The sequence below is a fragment of the Bacillus sp. Leaf49 genome (genome assembly GCF_001426125.1).
Taxonomy (GTDB): Bacteria; Bacillota; Bacilli; order Bacillales; family Bacillaceae; genus Bacillus; species Bacillus altitudinis.
Window position 1 is genome coordinate 1 of the sequence record NZ_LMRK01000025.1, and the last position, 17,701, is coordinate 17,701.

Genomic DNA, 17,701 nt, shown 5'->3' on the forward strand with positions numbered 1-17,701 from the left:
CGCTCCATTCATGTTCATCTGCAAATGTTACTGGAACACCTATGTAATTCAATGAGCATCCTGAGTTTTGGGACTGACCCCCGTTTTTGAGACAGGGATCAAAACACCTTTATACAGCCAATTGCCGATAGTTTATCGGTGATTGGTTGTTTAGTTTCGTTTGAATACGAATGTTGTTATAATAATAAATGTATTCTTTGACAGTGCGTTCTACGATGGTGGTCGTAGTGCGATCAATCCTGTTAAGATAGAACGTTTCAGACTTTAGTGAGGAATGAAACGATTCGATGGAGGCATTATCAGCGGGCGTCCCTTTACGGGACATGCTCATGGTAATGCCTTTTATATGAACAGCTTTCTGATACTCGTAAGATGTATACACAGAACCTTGATCGCTATGTAACACGCAATTCTCAGGCAGTGCTGGGAGCTGATTAAGTGTGTTTAAGATAAAGTCTGTGTCCTGCTTATCACCAATCGTAAAAGCAATCACTTCTCCATTATATAAATCCAATATACTGGAAAGGTACAATTGTTTCTGTCCATAAGGCAAATACGTGATGTCCGTTACTAGTTTTTCAAGAGGGCGATCAGACTGAAAATTCCGATCCAGTATATTACCAGCCACGGCATAGGGCTGCCCATTCTTCTTACGCTTTTTCATTTTAACCCGGCATTGCCACTGGTTTTTCTGCATGATACGTTGAACAGTTTTATGGTTAATATGCATTCCCATTTTTAGTATGGCTGTGATTTTCCGATAACCATATCGATATTTGTGCTTTCGGCACAACGTGCCGACCTGTTTCTCTAGTTGTCTTTTAGAATGATTCTGAGTCAGATTCTTTTTCCATCTATAATACGAAGTACGTGAGATGCCTAAATGGATACAGATGTCCTGTACCGTCATCGTTTTGCACAATTCATCTACCAGTTTGATTGACGTTTCCTTATCAACTTCCTTTCCAATTCGTTGTACTTTTTTAAAACTTCATTCTGTTGACTCAAATAGCGATTTTCTGCCCGCAGTCTCTCTAATTCGGAAGAGTACTCGGGTCCCTTTCCATAGGAATATTGTTTTCCAACAGGTTGTTCGAACCTGTGTGTATCCCCAGCTTTATGCCATCTCACCCATGTCTGAACCTGCGTCTTATTCTTGATATTCAATTCCTGCATGATCTCTTTCATAGGTACGCCTGCCAATCTCATTTCCACAGCCTTCTGTTTGACTTCAACCGGATAACTCACTCTTGTCCCCATAGAAAAAACACCTCCATGTTTTATTTCGGATCACAACGATCCGTTTTCAAACTTGAAGGTGTTTTTTATTTGTCTCATCTTTTGGGGTCAGTCCCNCCATAGAAAAAACACCTCCATGTTTTATTTCGGATCACAACGATCCGTTTTCAAACTTGAAGGTGTTTTTTATTTGTCTCATCTTTTGGGGTCAGTCCCTTTTCGCTCAGGATGCTTTCTTTTATTAAGATGCCACTTCTAAATGCGGCTTTCTTTTCAGTTTTCTCTTAAGGACTGGACCTGCTACATAATCAAGGCCAAGTTTTCCGGCATTTCCTTTCGCTGCCATAATGAAGACGGCGATTAGAAGAAGAAGCGGGTTAACAGAAACGGTTCCAGCTAGTAAGAAAGAGACATTCATCACGCTTCCAAAAAAGGCTGCTGTTGTTGTGAACAATCCAACAATTAGTCCTAGACCAACTAAGATTTCTCCCCACATGACCATGGCACTGAAGAGTCCGGCATTTGGCAACGCGACATTTTCTAAAAACCAGACATAGAACGGATAAACAAGATGTCCATCTTTCACAACAGGTTCAGCTATGGCAAATTGCAAATATCCTGATGCATCGAATCCGCCTGTTAGTTTTCCAATACCAGATGTCAGCCAAGTCCATCCGATATAAAGTCTTGCTGCCAAAAGGATAACCGCTGCCCATACATTCGTTTGTAAGAATTTTGTAAACATGATGATGCCTCCTTTTAAATTATGTGAAATATTTCACATTTTCTTTATGATCTTATTATACTACTTAATATACATTTGTGATCCTTTTCACATATATATTCACAAATTGTTCATGAATATCTAGTCGAGGTAAACTTTCCCCTTGCTATTGCCGTCTAAGTTATTTCAGACAGTAAAAAGGGGTTACATTTTGTATGAAAACATTATTTCATTTTGCTTATTTACAGGCCATCTCTTGTCTATTTCCTGTCATGATCTTTACGGCGCTTGCCCTATCAAAGGTCGTGTCTATTCCTTTTCTTCATCGATATGATGTTATTCTTCTGCTTTGCCTCATGGCACAGCTTCTCATGCTGATGCTACGGCTTGAGACGCTGACAGAGTTGAAGGTTATTTGTCTCTTTCATGTGATTGGAATAGGCTTAGAAATCTACAAAGTACATATGGGTTCATGGTCCTATCCTGAAGAAGCTTATACGAAAATTTTGGGGGTTCCGCTCTATAGCGGTTTTATGTATGCGAGCGTGGCAAGCTATATTTATCAGGCACTGACTCGGCTTCACGTGAAGGTGAAAGCATGGCCTCAGCCGTACCTTTCGATTGGGATCAGTTTATGTATTTACCTCAATTTCTTTACTCATCACTGGATCTATGATTTACGCTGGTGGCTGACATTACTCCTAGTGGTTGTGTTTCGAAAAACAGCCGTTTCCTTTCAGGTCGGTTCATCGACCTTTCGTATGCCGCTTGTTATCTCGTTTTTGCTGATTGGCTTTTTTATTTGGGTGGCCGAAAATGTCACGACCTTTTTAGGAGCATGGCAATATCCAAATCAGCAGCATGCTTGGTCTCTCGTCCATCTTGGTAAAATCAGTTCATGGTTTTTACTTGTTGTCATCAGCATTGTACTGGTGATCGAACAGCGAAAACAAAAAAACGTTCAGCCCATTTGATCTGGCTGAACGCTTTTTTTAGTCCCGAGCGACTTCCTTGCGAAGATCATCGGCGACAAATTCGACATTTGTTCCAATGATGATTTGTACAGAAGTTTTTCCTGACGTCAGTACCCCTTTGGCACCTGCTTTTTTCAATGTACCTTCATTTAATAAATCTGTATCTTCTACTGTTAAACGAAGACGGGTCGCACAATGGTCAATTGTGGTGATATTGCCTTTGCCGCCTAGTCCCTCTACGAGCATACTTGCTCCGGCAGTATGTGTATCATCCCCTGAAATATCTTCGATGTCATCATCTTCCCTGCCCGGTGTTTTTAGCTTTAACAATTTAATCAGGAAATAGAAAACAACAAAGTAAATCACGCCATAGATGACCCCAACCACAAGTAACAGAATGGGTTTTTGCGCAATTCCAAAACTTAAAACGTAATCAATCGCACCGGCTGAAAAAGCGAAACCGCTATGAATGCCTAAGGTGTTGACAATAAAGAGCGAAAGACCAGTTAATATCGCATGAACACCATATAAAAGTGGAGATAAAAACATAAATGAGAATTCAATTGGTTCTGTGATTCCTGTAATAAATGACGTCAGTGCCATTCCAATCATAAGACCGGCTGTTGCTTTTCGTTTTTCAGGCTTTGCGGTCACAACCATCGCGAGACATGCCGCCGGCAGCCCGAACATCATCACTGGGAAGAAACCAGTCATAAAGACACCTGCACTTGGATCGCCTTTGAAGAACCGCGCTAAATCACCTGTCGCTCCGCTGAATTCACCGAATTGAAACCAAAATAGATTATTCAACACATGATGAAGTCCTAATGGAATGAGCAGGCGGTTAAAGAAGCCAAACAGCCCGGCACCCGTTGCTCCAAGACTTAAAATCCACTCCCCTAAATCATTGATCACACTTTGAATTGGAGGCCATACATATCCAAAAACGGCTGCTAATAGAATGGTAAAAAGTGCTGTCATAATTGGCACAAGCCGTCTTCCACTAAAGAAACCTAAGTATTCCGGCAGTTTCGTGTCCTTAAATTTATTGTAAACGTAACCTGCCAAAAGTCCGCACAAAATACCACCCAATACCCCCATATTGTTGGTCGAATTGATCGACGTGGTACCAGCTGACAAAATAAAATAAGAGATCGCTCCAGATAACGCCGCTGCCCCGTTACCGTCCTTTGAAATACCAATCGCTACACCCATAGCAAAAATTAAAGCCAAATTCGCAAAAATTGCATTTCCTGCCGCATGAATAAACGGGATGTTGAATACATCTTCTCGCCCAATAGCCAAAATGATACCCGCTGCAGGAAGCACAGCGATTGGAAGCATAAATGATTTTCCTAACTTTTGAAAAAACTGAAACACCATCTTATTTCTCCCCCCTTCGTCATCATCATGAACAAATCTCTCATGATGTTCATAAAAAATATATCATATGCACATCTAGTTATCTATACCAATTTGTCCACATCTCACCCAAATCTCAGCCTTTACTCTTTTGGCGTAAAATGTGGTAAGCTATTGAATAGAATGAAGTTATAGAAAGCGGGAATGAACAGTGATTGTCAAACATGATCATGAGTTAGAAGCCTTAAAAAAAGTCGGCCGAATTGTCGCTTTGGCAAGAGAAGAAATGAAAAGCCAAGCGAAACCAGGCATGTCTACAAAAGAATTAGATTTGATAGGGAAAAAAATATTAGAAGAACATGGAGCCAATTCAGCTCCTGAAAAAGAATATGATTTCCCCGGTACGACTTGTATCAGTGTCAATGATGAAGTCGCACATGGCATTCCAAGTGAAAAAACCATTTTACAAGAGGGCGACCTCATTAATATTGATATCTCAGCAGAGCTTGATGGATATTATTCCGATACTGGGATTTCATTCGTTTTAGGTACAGGAGATGCTCGTCTTGAAGCATTATGCCAGTGTGCAGAGGATGCATTCCTTGAAGGATTAAAGCATGCGAAAGCCGGAAAAAGACAAAATCAAATTGGCCGTGCGGTCTACAATACGGCGAAAGAACAAGGATTTACCGTCATTAAGAACTTGACAGGACACGGCATTGGGAAAAGCCTGCATGAAGCACCTAACCATATTTTGAACTACTATGATCCATTCGATAATGCTTTGTTTAAGAATGGGACAGTCATCGCCTTTGAACCTTTCATTTCAACAAATGCTGAGTCGATTTATCAAGCGGATGACGGCTGGACATTTAAAACACCTGATAAGAGTCTGGTCGCACAGATTGAACATACGATTGTGATCACAAAAGACGAACCGATTATTTTAACAAAGCTGTAAGCAAGCGGGTCCCCTCCTTCACTGGAGGGGATTTTAGCGTGTAGACAAACCCTCGCATTCGGTGTCAGTCCTGCGCGCCAGTACTCGTCCTTCCTAGACTTCAAAGGTTTTCTATCACGCTGAAGAGAAGACAAAGGGCTAAAATCAAGTTCATTTTAGCCCTTTCTCAACAATCTGCAATCCCTTTCACGAATCTGTCACGACTAAACAAAAATGCCTGTGGTAAAATAGGCAAAGATATGCGAAAGGGGTCTTATTTGATATGTGGTTCATCATCATCGGTGTTATCTTCTTTATTGAAAGTATTATTTTAACGGTTGTAGGTATTAAGAAAAAACAATCCATGATGACCTACCTCGGTATTGTCATCATGATTATGACAGTGGGCATGATCATCGTTACCCTCAACCCGCCAAATTCATAAATAATTATTTCCAGCATATACATGGATCATAGGCAGATAGAATCAGTTTTCATTTCTAAACACCTGCACACTTTTCACGTCCTTTTTTGAGATGTTACAATGCAGGCAGTTTCCATTGAAAGGAGTTTTCTATCATGCATTATGGTAGCAAAGGCTGGTATGTCGAAGAATTAAAGAAGCTTGGTGTGACCAAGCATGAAGGAAGAAAGCTTCAAAGCTTTAAAACTTATTTCCTTGCAAATCTTCTTGAGCAAAAGAAAACGAGCTCTTAAATGTTGAAAAGCCGTACATCCATAGCAGATGTACGGCTTTTTTATATGGGCTGAACACGTTTTTCTAAAGATTTTCTGACCACATCTGCTAAGGCATCTACTTCAAGAACTGCTTTCAGCCTGTTTTGATCTACTTGACGGTATTTGACTTCATTGACTTCGTGGACTGTGATGGGATGGGGCGCTTTTTCGACTAACACAAGAGCTTCATCAGGAGAGACCATTCCTTCTTTCAGCACACGCAAATAAAAACCGGTATATCCCGTTTGCTGCACTTCCTTTACAAGCTTCATGTTTCCATGCTTAAGAGAGAGCTTCACACATGGCTGTCTTGGCTGGCTGACCTCAACTAGCGCATCCCCAAGCTGAAATACATCTCCAATACGAACTTCTGTCTCTACAAGCTGATGCACGGTCACGTTTTCACCGAAGGCTGCCTCCTGTAACGGCACCCCTAAAAATTGCTCAAAATAAGTATAGTGATCATATGGAAAGACGCAAACGGCTTTATCATCACCTCCGTGATGGACCAAATCACCTTGTCCATCTCCATCAAAATTGAGCTTACTCAAATAAACAGGCTCGTGAATACGCTTTTTGTTGATGGCTGTTTTGATTTCTTTACCATTCACATAGGTGGTGATAGGTTGTCCTACTTGAATTCCTTCGATGTCGTACCTTGTCTGCCCCACTCTTGCCATCTCCTTTGATTGTCTGATTGTTTTTATTTTACATGGTTTGACAGTCAAATCATAGTCGGTACGTGAAGGAACGAGGCAGGTTATGGTACGATGAGAAAAAAGGAGAGATGACATTGGTTCATTATCACGCTATTGTAAAAGGACGAGTGCAAGGAGTCGGTTTTCGATATTTTGTTCAAGGAGAAGCCGTCAATCGAGGGATAAAAGGCTGGGTACGCAACACAGATGAGGGTCACGTGGAGTTAAAAGTAGAAGGAGAGCAGCAGGAGGTTTTTGACTTTTTAGAGACCGTCCGTAAAGGTAGTCCTTTTTCAAAAGTCACACATTTGGACATGGAGCCGCTCACCAAGTTCGCCCATTATCAAGACTTTCGGATTAGAGGATAGTTGAAGTGTACCCTTTATTTCACAACAGTAAATGGGTTTGCAATATAATAACCAATCAAGGTTGTACGTGAAGCATCTTTGTAGAGACTCACATGAACATCATAGTTGGCTGATCCACTGTTAGGAAGTAATAAACGAGTAGGTGCTGCGAAAGCGTTTTGCCCAGAGATAGACCCTTCGTGTGTAAAGACTGGTGTCACTGGGAAAGTAAGTTTTCGAATAGCAGCTGTATAATAAAGTGTTTCATTTGTTGTTGCGGTCATGTTGACGTTGACCTGAGGATGAAGCGAAGTATAAGTTGAACGATCGGTTGTCACCTTTAAATCAATGACATTCTGAACCATTGTTCCAGTAGTTGCTTTAGCTCTCTCATCACCTAGGTAGAAATCCGTTGAAACTGAATACAGCCAAAGATATGAGCAACGTCATTTTTTTCATCTATATTCCCCCTTTTTGATTCCACCGACATTAAACCATCATTTTCCAAATCGAACAACATTCAAAAGACTCATTTCATACAAAAAAACCTAGCTTTTCGCTAGGCTCTTTCCGTCCCATGGTAGGGTTTTTCCTGATAAAAATAATTCGGTTTCACGATCGTATTGTCATAGTGACGATGGAAGATATGCGTAGCAGCTGGTGATACTGGCGGAATCAGCCATGTCCAATCACCAGTCAGCTTACGGTCAGCCTTTTCTTCCTGTTTTTCAAATTGTTTGAACTGATGGGCAGCTGTATGATGATCCACAATGGTCACCCCTGCTTCCCGGTAAGAATGAAGAACCGCCACATTCAACTCGACAATGGCTTTGTCCTTCCAAAGTGACGCATTCTTTGTCGTGTCCAGTCCTAAAATAGAAGCAACTTTTTTCAGCATATTGTAGCGGTTTTCGTCAGCTAGATTTCGTGCGCCAATTTCTGTTCCCATATACCATCCATTAAACGGTGCCGCATTGTAATGAATGCCGCCAATTTCTAATTTCATATCAGCAATAATCGGAACAGCATACCATTTCAGTCCTAAATCACCGAATCCATCATATTCAGGATGGGTGATCTCTACCTCTTGAACGATCTCTCTCGGAAGATCATACAGAACCGGCGGCTGATCTTTTAGCTGAAACATAAGTGGCAGAAGGTCAAAATGCGTGCCTTCGCCTTTCCAGCCATGCGCTTCACACAACTTGGTTAATTCAAGTGATGCCTCGTCCCCAATGATGCCATATTCCGACTCATATCCCGCATAACGAACAAGCTGATGATTATAAATAACGACTTCCTTCCGTCCCTTATTCTCTGGTGGGAAGATGGTAATGGACGGTTTGATTTTACCCCCATTTGTCGCATACTCAATATGATGAAAGAGTGCCTCTTTCACCTCATCTTCTGTTGTCACGTGCCGGCAGTCATGCACATGCAGTGTTGACCAAAACAAACGCCCAATGCACCGGTTGCTGTTGCGCCATGCCATTTTTGCCCCGTGAGCTAATTCTTCCTGCGTATGAGTATACATACCGTCAGACTCAATTTCTTTTTTTATTTCATGCAGACGTGCTGCTTTTTCTTCATTTGACTTGCCTAATTCTTCATAGCATACAGATATAAAAGCTTCTGCTTCATTCCACAACGCTTCTTGGTTACTCAAACATACTCGCCTCACTTTAATACGAATATATCTATTGTAGCGGTTTCTATTGATAAATTCACTTGTTTCAAACCATTTTTTATCATATCGTGCGACGATTGTCCTTAGACAATGGATGAATCAATGACTTCAAGGGTCTTTTGGAGCCAGCGAACATACCCTTTTTCCCTTTCAATTGCTCTTGTCAGTACTAAATAATGCCCGAATTGTGTTGAATGCAGTGATTGGGCAGATGGATCTTCTTCTGTTAAAACGTTCAGTTTCTGTTCAAGCATCTCTACTTTCTTTGTTCGCTCCTGCAGCTGATGTGAGAAGAGACCGGCCGCTTCTTTTTGATCCATAGATGAGATAAAGAACGTTTTTAACATAAATTCATCTTTTGTTGTGTCTGGAATCGGGCCTTTTTTCCTTAACCACTCATGCAGTTCTCTTTTTCCTGCATCAGTGATTTGATAGACCTTCTTCTCTAGCTTCTTTCCTTGTATGTGAATATCAAATTCAATAAAACCCTCTTCTGTTAGCCGCTTTAATTCAGGGTATATTTGACTATGCTTCGCACTCCAAAACTGTCCAAGGGAATCTTCAAAGTGTTTCTTCATATCGTATCCCGTCAGCTCACGCTGATCTAGTAAGCCAAGAATGGCATATTTCAGTACTCTCATGACATGCCTCCAACGCATATTCTTTGACAATAGTATACCATACACCCTAAAATAAATATGTAAATCACGACATGTTTGAAACAACATCATTTTAATTGAAAGAAGGAATAAACATGGATCAATTCGTTGGACTTCATATGATTTATACGTATGAAAATGGCTGGGAATATGAGATTTACATTAAAAATGATCACACCATTGATTACCGCATTCATAGCGGAATGGTTGGAGGCCGCTGGGTTCGTGATCAAGAAGTGAATATTGTGAAACTGACAAAAGGGGTATACAAAGTTTCCTGGACGGAACCGACTGGGACAGACGTGTCTTTAAACTTTATGCCTGAGGAAAAACGCATGCATGGCGTCATTTTCTTCCCAAAATGGGTGCATGAACGTCCAGATATCACCGTTTGCTATCAAAATGACTATATCGACCTCATGAAAGAATCCCGTGAAAAATATGAAACCTATCCGAAGTATGTCGTACCAGAATTCGCAGACATTACGTACATCCACCATGCTGGGGTAAACGATGAAACGATTATCGCAGAAGCACCGTATGAAGGTTTGACAGATGAGATCAGAGCTGGACGAAAATAGAAAAAGCGGCACGCACTGTGCCGCTTCTAGGGTGGTTGACAAAGGGCTAAAATGAACTTGATTTTAGTCCTTTTTATTTATACCTAACGTCTTTTGAGATAACAAGAATCGGTAAATTGGTAGTTCATCGCCTACTTTCGATGCAATAAAACCTGATGACATATAGCTGTCTTTTGATTCTGGTTCAAGGGCAAGTGACAACAAATTGGTCTCTGGCTGTGCAGTCACATATACCTTTGTTCCTTTTGGCAGTTGACGTTTCTTTTCAACGAGTCTCGTTTCAAGCTGAATATCTGTTTTGCTTGTTTCCACTCGTTTTGTCACCTGATAGGCTTGAACTGGTACTTTCATGCCAACAGGCAATGTCACACTTTTCAGTCCTAAAGTTCTAAGTTTTCGATCTACCCCTTCATGTCCAGGGAGAATGAGATAAGCTGTTGGCCGTTCTCTTGTCAATACAGGAACCGCATCACTTGCACTATGAAAACGCACTGGGACATTGGTGGTTTGTCCTTTCTCAATATCCACCATTTCAAGTGAATCGTTCACAGGCGCCTTGAAAGCATCTTGAATGACTACTTGATCATCATCATTTGGTTGAAGACCTTTTTTCACAAGTTTCAGCCGCTCCGTCACCATTTGCTGCTTCACCTGCTTAGCATGCTTCACTGTTGTCTCAATGATTTTTTCATGAGTGGTGACTTGTGCTGCCACACGCCGAGTAAAGTCCTCTCTGCCAATTCCAATCCCCCTACTTTCTACAAGAAATGATAAAGCTGGTGAAAGCGCCAGGGCATTTCGGCCAATTCGTGCATCGGTTCCGCCTTCATAAAGGTCGATCTTTCCGTCCTTCCCTCTTGTGTTTGTATAATATAAATCGTTGGAAAATCCCTTATTCGTCAATGCTTCACGCACTCCGTTGACGTACAATTCATTTGACGTTAATCGAATGCTTTCAGGAATGTTTAAATTCTTACCGGATAATATCAGCAAATCGTGATACTTAAGAGCACCTGATGCACCGATGTCTTCGAACTGCTTTTGACCGACATCATATTCATGGGCATCGATGACGACCTCGGGCGCAAAGCGATTAAATTCTTGATGAAGGGCTGTCAGCTCTGGAGATTCTAATGTCATGTGGTCACGGTTGCCATCCATTCCGTTTGCAAGCCTGCGGTCAAATGCATAAGAACCATCTGGGTTGATTCTTGGGACAATGATGACGTTGACATGGCTCAGGATACGCTCTCCTTCATCACCTGCTAGTCGTTTGGCGATGACAAGGGCAGATTCACCGGAGGCTGGTTCATTTCCGTGTATTTGTGCTTGAAGCCAGATCGTTGGCTTTTTTGACAGTGGAGAGATGTGGCGATCCTTTGTAAAATAGAGGGCTGGAATGGACCTGCCTTCAATGGATGTTCCAATCTGTTTCTGCGTGGCGTAAGGACTTTTACTGACAATGTCACGTAAAAAATCTTGAAGCTCTTCTTGTGTGGTAAATGCTTTTCCTTTTTTCTGAAAAGCAGGGGTATCAAACGTTTCATCAGGCTCAGGATACAGTTTTTGAACCGAGGCTGGCTGCTCATAGCTTTTTCCATAATAAGGGGTCTCTGCATTCGCTGAAGCTGGGATCACCATCGACAAACTTCCTGCCATGAGGCATACAGCAGCAAAAAGAATGTTACTTTTCTGTTTGGACATGCTATCCTCTCCCTTCGTTGATTTGCATTATAAAGAAAAAAACAGCAAAAGTGTCAGCATTTTTCAAAAATATATCTTTTGGAGGAATCATGTATGGCTTTATATAGGGCAAATGAATGGAGCTTGCCCTGCAATAGGACCTAAAAAAGAGCGCCTGCATGAACAGCAGACACTCTTCTCATTACCAGATCGAAATGGCCCCAATGAGAACCGCCATCACTGTCATGGCGACGACTGCAAGAACCGCCCATTTCATGCCAAATTTCTGATGCTGATCTAGTGATACCCCAACGAGTCCAACAAGTAAATGAGTCGATGGAACAAGTGGGCTTAACATGTGAATCGGCTGACCTATGATAGATGCTCTCGCAATCTCAATTTTATCGACACCGTATGCTGCCGCTGTTTCTGATAGGATCGGCAGTACCCCATAAAAGTATGCATCATTCGGCATAAAGAAAGTGAAGATCCCGCTTGTTAGCGCGACAATGACTGGAATAAACCCGCCAAGCTGCTCTGGAATAGCTGAAACAATCGAAATCGCCATTTCATCAACCATTTTCGTCCCAGTTAAGATGCCTGTAAAAACACCTGCCGCAAAAATCATCGAAGCAATCGCCAAAACATTTGTTGAATGAGCCGCAATCCGCTCACGCTGCTGCTCTAAATTCGGATAGTTCACGATAATGGCAACACAGAAGGCAAGAACAAACAGAACCGTTAAGCTTACTTTTCCTGACACTAGCAAAAGAACCAATAGCAAAGTCAGTGTCAGGTTAAACCACCAAAGTTTCGGTCGCTTAATATCATCTTGCAGTGCCGCTGCCATTTCATTGGCATGAATCGGCTGTTCGAGCTCAATAACACCAAGACGTTTTCTTTCAGACTTCCCAAGAAAGTATGCCACCACAATCATGCTCAAAACCCCTGCGCCAATGACTGGAATCATCGGGCCAAATAAAAGTGATGGATCAACGCCAAGTGCACTTGCCGCTCTAGGTGTTGCCCCTCCCCATGGAATCGTATTCATAATCCCCATACCGACTCCGGCGATACCCGCTAAAATAATCGGACGAATGCCAAGCAGTGTAAATAACGGGAGCATGGCTGTTGTTGTAATCATGTACGTTGTGGTTCCATCACCGTCAAGTGCGACAAGCATCGTCAGGACAGCTGTTCCGACAACAATTTTTAATGGATCGCCTTTGACGATGTTTAAAATTTTTGCCACCATCGGATCAAATAAACCTGCATCAATCATAATCCCGAAGTACAAAATGGCAAACATGATCATGACCGCCGTTGGTGCAACTTGCTGTACACCTTTGACAATCATGTCTGAAATTTCTGTAAAATGAAAACCTGCAATAAGAGCAAATGCAATCGGTGTTAATACCAATGCCGTTAGAACAGACATACGTTTCGTCATAATTAAAACCATAAATACAACCATCATAAGAAATCCTAAGATCGCTAACATTTTGTTCCCCCCTTATGTTGTATACGCTTTCATTAAATGTTGGTATCCCATTTCCAACCCTTTCTGTCATGATATCTGACGCCTGAATTGAAGTAAATATTATGAATTTTAATTCTTTTTTGGTCGATAAATGCTTTTTGTTCATTTTGTGCAATTGTTGTTCTTTGTTGGTTCCATAAAAAAAAGCGGTCTCATTTGACCGCTTGTTCTCCTTGTATAAATTGCTCATATCGCCTTAATTGATCTTCCATAAAGACCTTTGCTTCTTTACTGTTCATATAACGGCTTGTCCAGCCTTTTTGTTTTAACTGCTTTTTCCACGACTTCGTTTGCGTCATTTTTTGAAGAAGCTGATCCCATGCTCGAATGTCGTGCTGATTCATTTGCTTTGGTCCCATCACACCACGCCAATGAGAGAAGATGAGCGGAATCCCCTGTTCTTTCCAAGTGGGCACGTCTTTGAATCCTTCTAAACGCTGATTCGTTGTGGTCGCAACAAGCTTCAGTCTTTTCTTTTCATAATCATGGCGAACCTCCGTAATGGTCGTGGTTGCCGCATCTACCTCATGGTCAATGAGCGCTTGGAATAAATCATCTGCACTATCAAATTTTAAAAACTGAATGCGGTACGGATCAATTCCTGCCATTTCGGCAGCCCGTGCGAATGAGATTTGATCATCATTTCCAAAGTCCGGGGCAAACCCAATTTTTAAGGAATCTGGTTTCTTTTTTAATGCGTGTAATAGCTCTTTTCCATCTGAGAAAGGAGAATCAACTGGCACTGCGACTACCTGCCACTCTTCCGCAAGAATAGCAAGCGGGGTGACATCATTCATGGTCACGTTACTGCTGCCCAGCAAATTACGGCTTAATAATAAGCTTGAATTTAAACTGATATAATTGGCATCTCGCTCCATCATATAGGTCCATCCTTTATCAACCGTTCCGCCTCTTTGATAAAGAATATGCACAGGCTCTTCCACTAGCTTTTCTTGTTCTAGCACGGTTTTCATCACTTGAGCTGTTTGGTCAAATCCGCCATCAGGTACACCTGATACCACAATATATAATGGGCTGTGCTTCAGGAAAGAATCTTTTGCTGTTTTTTCATTAAAGGTGAGCGTTGTACAAAGGCAGACCAAAATGAGTAAGAGTATTCCTTTTTTCATTTTTATGACTCCGTTTGTTTTTTGGCGGGATAATATTTCCGTTCTGGTCTACCAATGATTCCATACGCCAGCTCTGCCCGGCATTCTCCCGTTGTCACAAGATACTCTACGTATCGTCTTGCTGTTGTGCGTGATGCGCCCATTTTTTCTCCGAGTTCTTCCGCTGTAATTCCGTTCATCTCTGCTGCCATGAATGTTTTCACTTTGTCTAAAGTCAATGAATTAATGCCTGTTGGCAAGTCTCGTTCATCCTTTTGCTGCGATTCTTCCTGTATTTGACCAAAAAACAGATCAATCATCGTTTGATTGACTTCCTCTTTTGAATTGATTAACTCTCTCTTCTCTTTATATTCGGTTAAAACCTGCGTGAATTTTTGGGCGGTCACTGGTTTGATTAAATAATGAACCACTCCATAATGCAATGCGTCTCTTAACAGCATCGTTTCCGTTGCAGCCGTGATAATGATCACATCCACTTCAGGATGGCGCTCTCTTAACAGCGGCAAAAGGTTCGTGCCGAGCTCATCAGGCATGTAGACATCAAGTAAAATGAGATCCACTTGTTCTTTTTGAAGTGCCTCCCACAAATCCTTTGCACTCTTTGCCTTGCCGGCCACTTGAAAGCCTTGTACCTTTTGGATATAAGATTCATGAATCGCAGCGATTCGAAAATCATCTTCCGCAATGAGTACCTTTATCACAACCTATTCCCCCTTTGTGCCTTTCGGTATGTAAACAGTGAAGATGGCACCGCCTTCTTTTTGGTTCGCAACTTCAATCCAGCCCTCAAGTTCATCTAGCACTTCTTTGACATTGGCAAGTCCATAACCTCGGCCTTCTCCCTTTGATGAATGTCCTCTTGTGAAAAGTTGTGAAATGGCTCCTTCATCTACACCGTCCCCTGAATCAGATACCTCTATGATAATATCAAATCCAATATCTGTGATGAACAAGCTGACTTCTCTTTTCTCTTTATTCAATACAGCCTCAAACGCATTGTCTACGAGATTGCCAATGATGGTAATAAAGTGAGATAAACTTAAATGGGCTGGGAGCGGCTCCAATGAACTATTTTCATCAATGTGAAAATGAACCTTTTTCTCAGATGCCTTTCCTAACTTCCCAAGTAAAATGGCTTGTATCTTCGGAGAGCGAATTTGCTTCATGAGTAAATCATGCTGGCGATTTTGAAGTGTATACTCTTCTTTAATTAACTCAATGGCTTCATCCACTTGTTTCAACTCAAGCAAGCCTAAAATAGCGTACAGTTTATTCGAAAATTCGTGTGTTTGTGCTCTCAAGTCTTCTGAATATTGACTGACCTCTGTCAATGTATCCAGCAGCTTTGTCAGCTCTGTTTTCTCCCTGAAGCTCACAATTCCTCCAAATACTCGATTGTCCTGCACCACTTTTTTGACATTTAGCACGAAGGTTTTATCATTGACGATTGATTCTATGTTAGGTTCAATCATCTCTACCTTTAGATAGGAAAGAAGATTGGCATTTGGCAACACTTGATCAATATGAAGAGGCAGCGTTGAAGAGACGCGCAGCATCTGTTCAGCTGACGTATTCATCATCGTAATGGCACCTTTACGGTCAAATGCAATGATTCCCTCTTTAATCGCATGCAGCATCGCTTCTCTTTCTCGATATAATGAAGCAATTTCATGCGGTTCAAGCCCTAATATATCTTTTCGAATACTCCTTGTTAAAAAAATCGCTCCAAAAACCCCAGGCAAGAGCACAAGAAGGGCAATATAACTTAATTTGAAGAGTTGATGAGCTGTCGCTTGGTCGATATCTCTTTTTAAAAATTCGACACTGACTGTCCCAATAATCTCTTCATAACTGCCAGTTTCTTTCATGATCGGAGCACTTCCTCTGACAACGGTTTCACCATCAGAATCACCCGTTGATATGGAAGTTCCTCCAAATAGTAGTGTACTTCTTCCTTCCGACACACTGATGGTTTTCCCTACATCCTCATGATTCGTATGAAAAAGAACCTTTCCTTTTTGATTGGTGATAAAAATGGCATGCGCTCTTACTTGCTCTTTCATTTGCTCAAGCACAGCCTGTTCTTCATTTTGCGAATCTCCCGTGGCCACCGATGTTTTAATAGGCGGCATATAAGATATCGTTCTAGCAGTTTGCACCGCCAGCTGTTCAGCTTGGCTCTGCCTTTCTGATGTCTGCAAAAAACCAAAACAAATGGTCAATAAGGCAATAACAACAAGTAAAAGACCAATAATTAACCCCAAAATTTTTGTTTGTAAAGTGACTTTTCTTTTGCCCATCCTCACCGCCACAACCCCTAATTCAGTAGATTCACCCGAATAGACTCTAAGAAAATCATATCATTTTTTCTCATGAAGTTAAGAGAAAATTCACACAGACAAAAAAAGGATGACTCAGTATTGAGTCATCCCTGTGTGCCTATTACGTGATGGATAAACCAGCACTTGCATAGCCTGCTACGGTATTCACTAAGGAAAGACCTGTAGCTGATGCCGAGAATACGACAAGTAATCTTGTTTCTGGTGTGACTGGTACATTTAAACCAGTAGCGATGCCGTTTGTAATAGCCCCTAGCGTTAAAATCCCGGTTAACGCTGGAGCCAATGTGACGCTCGCTACTTGAGTGAAGCTGTTATTTGGTGTCGGTGAAGCAAACAGACTAGCAGTTACAGTAATACTCGTGCCAACTAAAGAAAGGGCTGCAGTCGTGCTAAAATAGCCGGCAAATGACGTAATGGTTCCAGCTCTTGGAACGGAGAATGCCATGTTCAACAATGTGCCTGCTGCTCCGGTTAAATCAATGATTCCTCCTACAATACTGACACCTGTCGCCGAGTTACCGAATCCGACCAAGCTAGATGTTCCAACTAGACCGCCTGCGATTGTGGTTAAAACAGCTGGCGTACCAGATGCAAATGGAATAATCGCACTTGATCCTGTCGCACCTGTGGCGCCTGTTGCACCGGTTGCTCCCGTGGCACCTGTTCCTGTAGCCCCTGTTGCACCCGTATCTCCTGTTACACCTGTCGCACCTGTGGCGCCTGTTGCACCGGTTGCTCCCGTGGCGCCTGTTCCTGTAGCCCCTGTTGCACCCGTATCTCCTGTTACACCTGTGGCGCCTGTGACTCCGGTCGCTCCTGTTGGACCTGTATCTCCGGTGACACCGGTTGCTCCCGTGGCGCCTGTCACACCTGCGGCTGCCAATAACGTATAATCTGGAGACGTATCTGGTGTGCCAGTTGGTGGTGCTGTATTTACGACATAAGTTCCACCTTCATATGTCACCACTTGACCTACTGGATAGGTTGGAGCTGTTGCTGGGTCAAATGCCAAAATACCAGCTAACCCTACTCCGGTTGCCCCGGTATCTCCCGTNGA

At 42.1% G+C, this 17,701-nt stretch carries 19 protein-coding genes; 6 read left to right on the forward strand and 13 right to left on the reverse strand.

From position 1 onward, the window contains the following. Nucleotides 1-109: 109 nt before the first annotated feature. Nucleotides 110-1,260, reverse strand: a protein-coding gene (locus ASG46_RS18550) for an IS3 family transposase (protein WP_156376674.1) whose coding sequence is annotated in 2 segments (ribosomal slippage) — nt 110-987 and nt 987-1,260 — 1,152 coding nt in all. Because the reading frame shifts where the segments join, the coding sequence is not laid out codon by codon here. A 220-nt stretch (nt 1,261-1,480) separates the two neighbouring features. After that, nucleotides 1,481-1,984, reverse strand: coding sequence for a DoxX family protein (locus ASG46_RS18560; protein WP_007496570.1), 504 nt, complete (start codon nt 1,982-1,984; stop codon nt 1,481-1,483). A 194-nt stretch (nt 1,985-2,178) separates the two neighbouring features. Between ASG46_RS18560 and ASG46_RS18565 the strand changes: the two genes are divergently transcribed. After that, a complete protein-coding gene (locus tag ASG46_RS18565; RefSeq protein ID WP_050827055.1) occupies nt 2,179-2,937 on the forward strand; it encodes a DUF817 domain-containing protein in 759 nt (252 codons plus the stop codon). An 18-nt stretch (nt 2,938-2,955) separates the two neighbouring features. Here the strand turns inward: ASG46_RS18565 and nagE are convergent, their stop codons facing one another. Continuing rightward, nucleotides 2,956-4,320 carry an N-acetylglucosamine-specific PTS transporter subunit IIBC gene (gene nagE, locus ASG46_RS18570; RefSeq protein WP_050827054.1) on the reverse strand — a complete coding sequence of 455 codons (1,365 nt, stop codon included), beginning with the start codon at nt 4,318-4,320 and terminating at the stop codon, nt 2,956-2,958. A 190-nt stretch (nt 4,321-4,510) separates the two neighbouring features. Between nagE and map the strand changes: the two genes are divergently transcribed. The 3 genes from map to ASG46_RS20805 all read left to right on the forward strand — a co-directional run bounded on the left by map (nt 4,511) and on the right by ASG46_RS20805 (nt 5,956). After that, complete coding sequence (gene map, locus ASG46_RS18575; protein ID WP_008341769.1) at nt 4,511-5,260, forward strand: type I methionyl aminopeptidase; 750 nt, start codon at nt 4,511-4,513, stop codon at nt 5,258-5,260. Nucleotides 5,261-5,522: 262 nt separating this feature from the next. Next, nucleotides 5,523-5,684 (forward strand): hypothetical protein, encoded by a 162-nt coding sequence (locus ASG46_RS21190; RefSeq protein WP_008341770.1) that lies wholly within the window; start codon nt 5,523-5,525, stop codon nt 5,682-5,684. A gap of 134 nt (nt 5,685-5,818) precedes the next feature. After that, on the forward strand, nt 5,819-5,956 hold the full coding sequence (locus tag ASG46_RS20805) for a YflJ family protein (protein WP_008341771.1): 138 nt from the start codon (nt 5,819-5,821) through the stop codon (nt 5,954-5,956). 41 nt (nt 5,957-5,997) lie between these two features. Here ASG46_RS20805 and ASG46_RS18580 read toward each other — a convergent pair whose 3' ends face one another. Continuing rightward, complete coding sequence (locus ASG46_RS18580) at nt 5,998-6,648, reverse strand: MOSC domain-containing protein (protein WP_046342941.1); 651 nt, start codon at nt 6,646-6,648, stop codon at nt 5,998-6,000. Nucleotides 6,649-6,770: 122 nt separating this feature from the next. On the opposite strand from ASG46_RS18580, the gene ASG46_RS18585 reads away from it, so the two are divergent. Next, nucleotides 6,771-7,043, forward strand: coding sequence for an acylphosphatase (locus tag ASG46_RS18585; RefSeq protein ID WP_039962563.1), 273 nt, complete (start codon nt 6,771-6,773; stop codon nt 7,041-7,043). A 14-nt stretch (nt 7,044-7,057) separates the two neighbouring features. Here ASG46_RS18585 and ASG46_RS18590 read toward each other — a convergent pair whose 3' ends face one another. From ASG46_RS18590 to ASG46_RS18600, 3 genes are all read right to left on the reverse strand, one after another. Next, entirely contained in the window at nt 7,058-7,387 is a 330-nt protein-coding gene (locus ASG46_RS18590; protein ID WP_235562255.1) for a hypothetical protein, read from the reverse strand. 194 nt (nt 7,388-7,581) lie between these two features. Continuing rightward, nucleotides 7,582-8,688 (reverse strand): nitric oxide synthase oxygenase, encoded by a 1,107-nt coding sequence (locus ASG46_RS18595; RefSeq protein WP_047946767.1) that lies wholly within the window; start codon nt 8,686-8,688, stop codon nt 7,582-7,584. A 104-nt stretch (nt 8,689-8,792) separates the two neighbouring features. Beyond that, nucleotides 8,793-9,350, reverse strand: a complete 558-nt coding sequence (locus tag ASG46_RS18600) for a PadR family transcriptional regulator (protein ID WP_039168079.1) — start codon at nt 9,348-9,350, stop codon at nt 8,793-8,795. 113 nt (nt 9,351-9,463) lie between these two features. Between ASG46_RS18600 and ASG46_RS18605 the strand changes: the two genes are divergently transcribed. Next, nucleotides 9,464-9,949, forward strand: coding sequence for a phenolic acid decarboxylase (locus tag ASG46_RS18605; RefSeq protein ID WP_025206914.1), 486 nt, complete (start codon nt 9,464-9,466; stop codon nt 9,947-9,949). Nucleotides 9,950-10,012: 63 nt separating this feature from the next. Here the strand turns inward: ASG46_RS18605 and ASG46_RS18610 are convergent, their stop codons facing one another. The 6 genes from ASG46_RS18610 to ASG46_RS18635 all read right to left on the reverse strand — a co-directional run. Further along, a complete protein-coding gene (locus tag ASG46_RS18610; RefSeq protein ID WP_056705571.1) occupies nt 10,013-11,653 on the reverse strand; it encodes a M14 family metallopeptidase in 1,641 nt (546 codons plus the stop codon). A gap of 181 nt (nt 11,654-11,834) precedes the next feature. Further along, complete coding sequence (locus tag ASG46_RS18615; RefSeq protein WP_024719341.1) at nt 11,835-13,133, reverse strand: citrate:proton symporter; 1,299 nt, start codon at nt 13,131-13,133, stop codon at nt 11,835-11,837. A gap of 191 nt (nt 13,134-13,324) precedes the next feature. After that, nucleotides 13,325-14,302, reverse strand: a complete 978-nt coding sequence (locus ASG46_RS18620) for a tripartite tricarboxylate transporter substrate-binding protein (RefSeq protein WP_056705574.1) — start codon at nt 14,300-14,302, stop codon at nt 13,325-13,327. A 2-nt stretch (nt 14,303-14,304) separates the two neighbouring features. After that, nucleotides 14,305-15,003, reverse strand: a complete 699-nt coding sequence (locus ASG46_RS18625) for a response regulator (protein WP_025206910.1) — start codon at nt 15,001-15,003, stop codon at nt 14,305-14,307. A 3-nt stretch (nt 15,004-15,006) separates the two neighbouring features. Beyond that, nucleotides 15,007-16,602 (reverse strand): sensor histidine kinase, encoded by a 1,596-nt coding sequence (locus ASG46_RS18630; RefSeq protein ID WP_056705577.1) that lies wholly within the window; start codon nt 16,600-16,602, stop codon nt 15,007-15,009. A gap of 142 nt (nt 16,603-16,744) precedes the next feature. Further along, a partial coding sequence (locus tag ASG46_RS18635) for an exosporium glycoprotein BclB-related protein (RefSeq protein WP_327019553.1) occupies nt 16,745-17,698 on the reverse strand: 954 nt, incomplete at its 5' end. Nucleotides 17,699-17,701 lie beyond the last annotated feature (3 nt).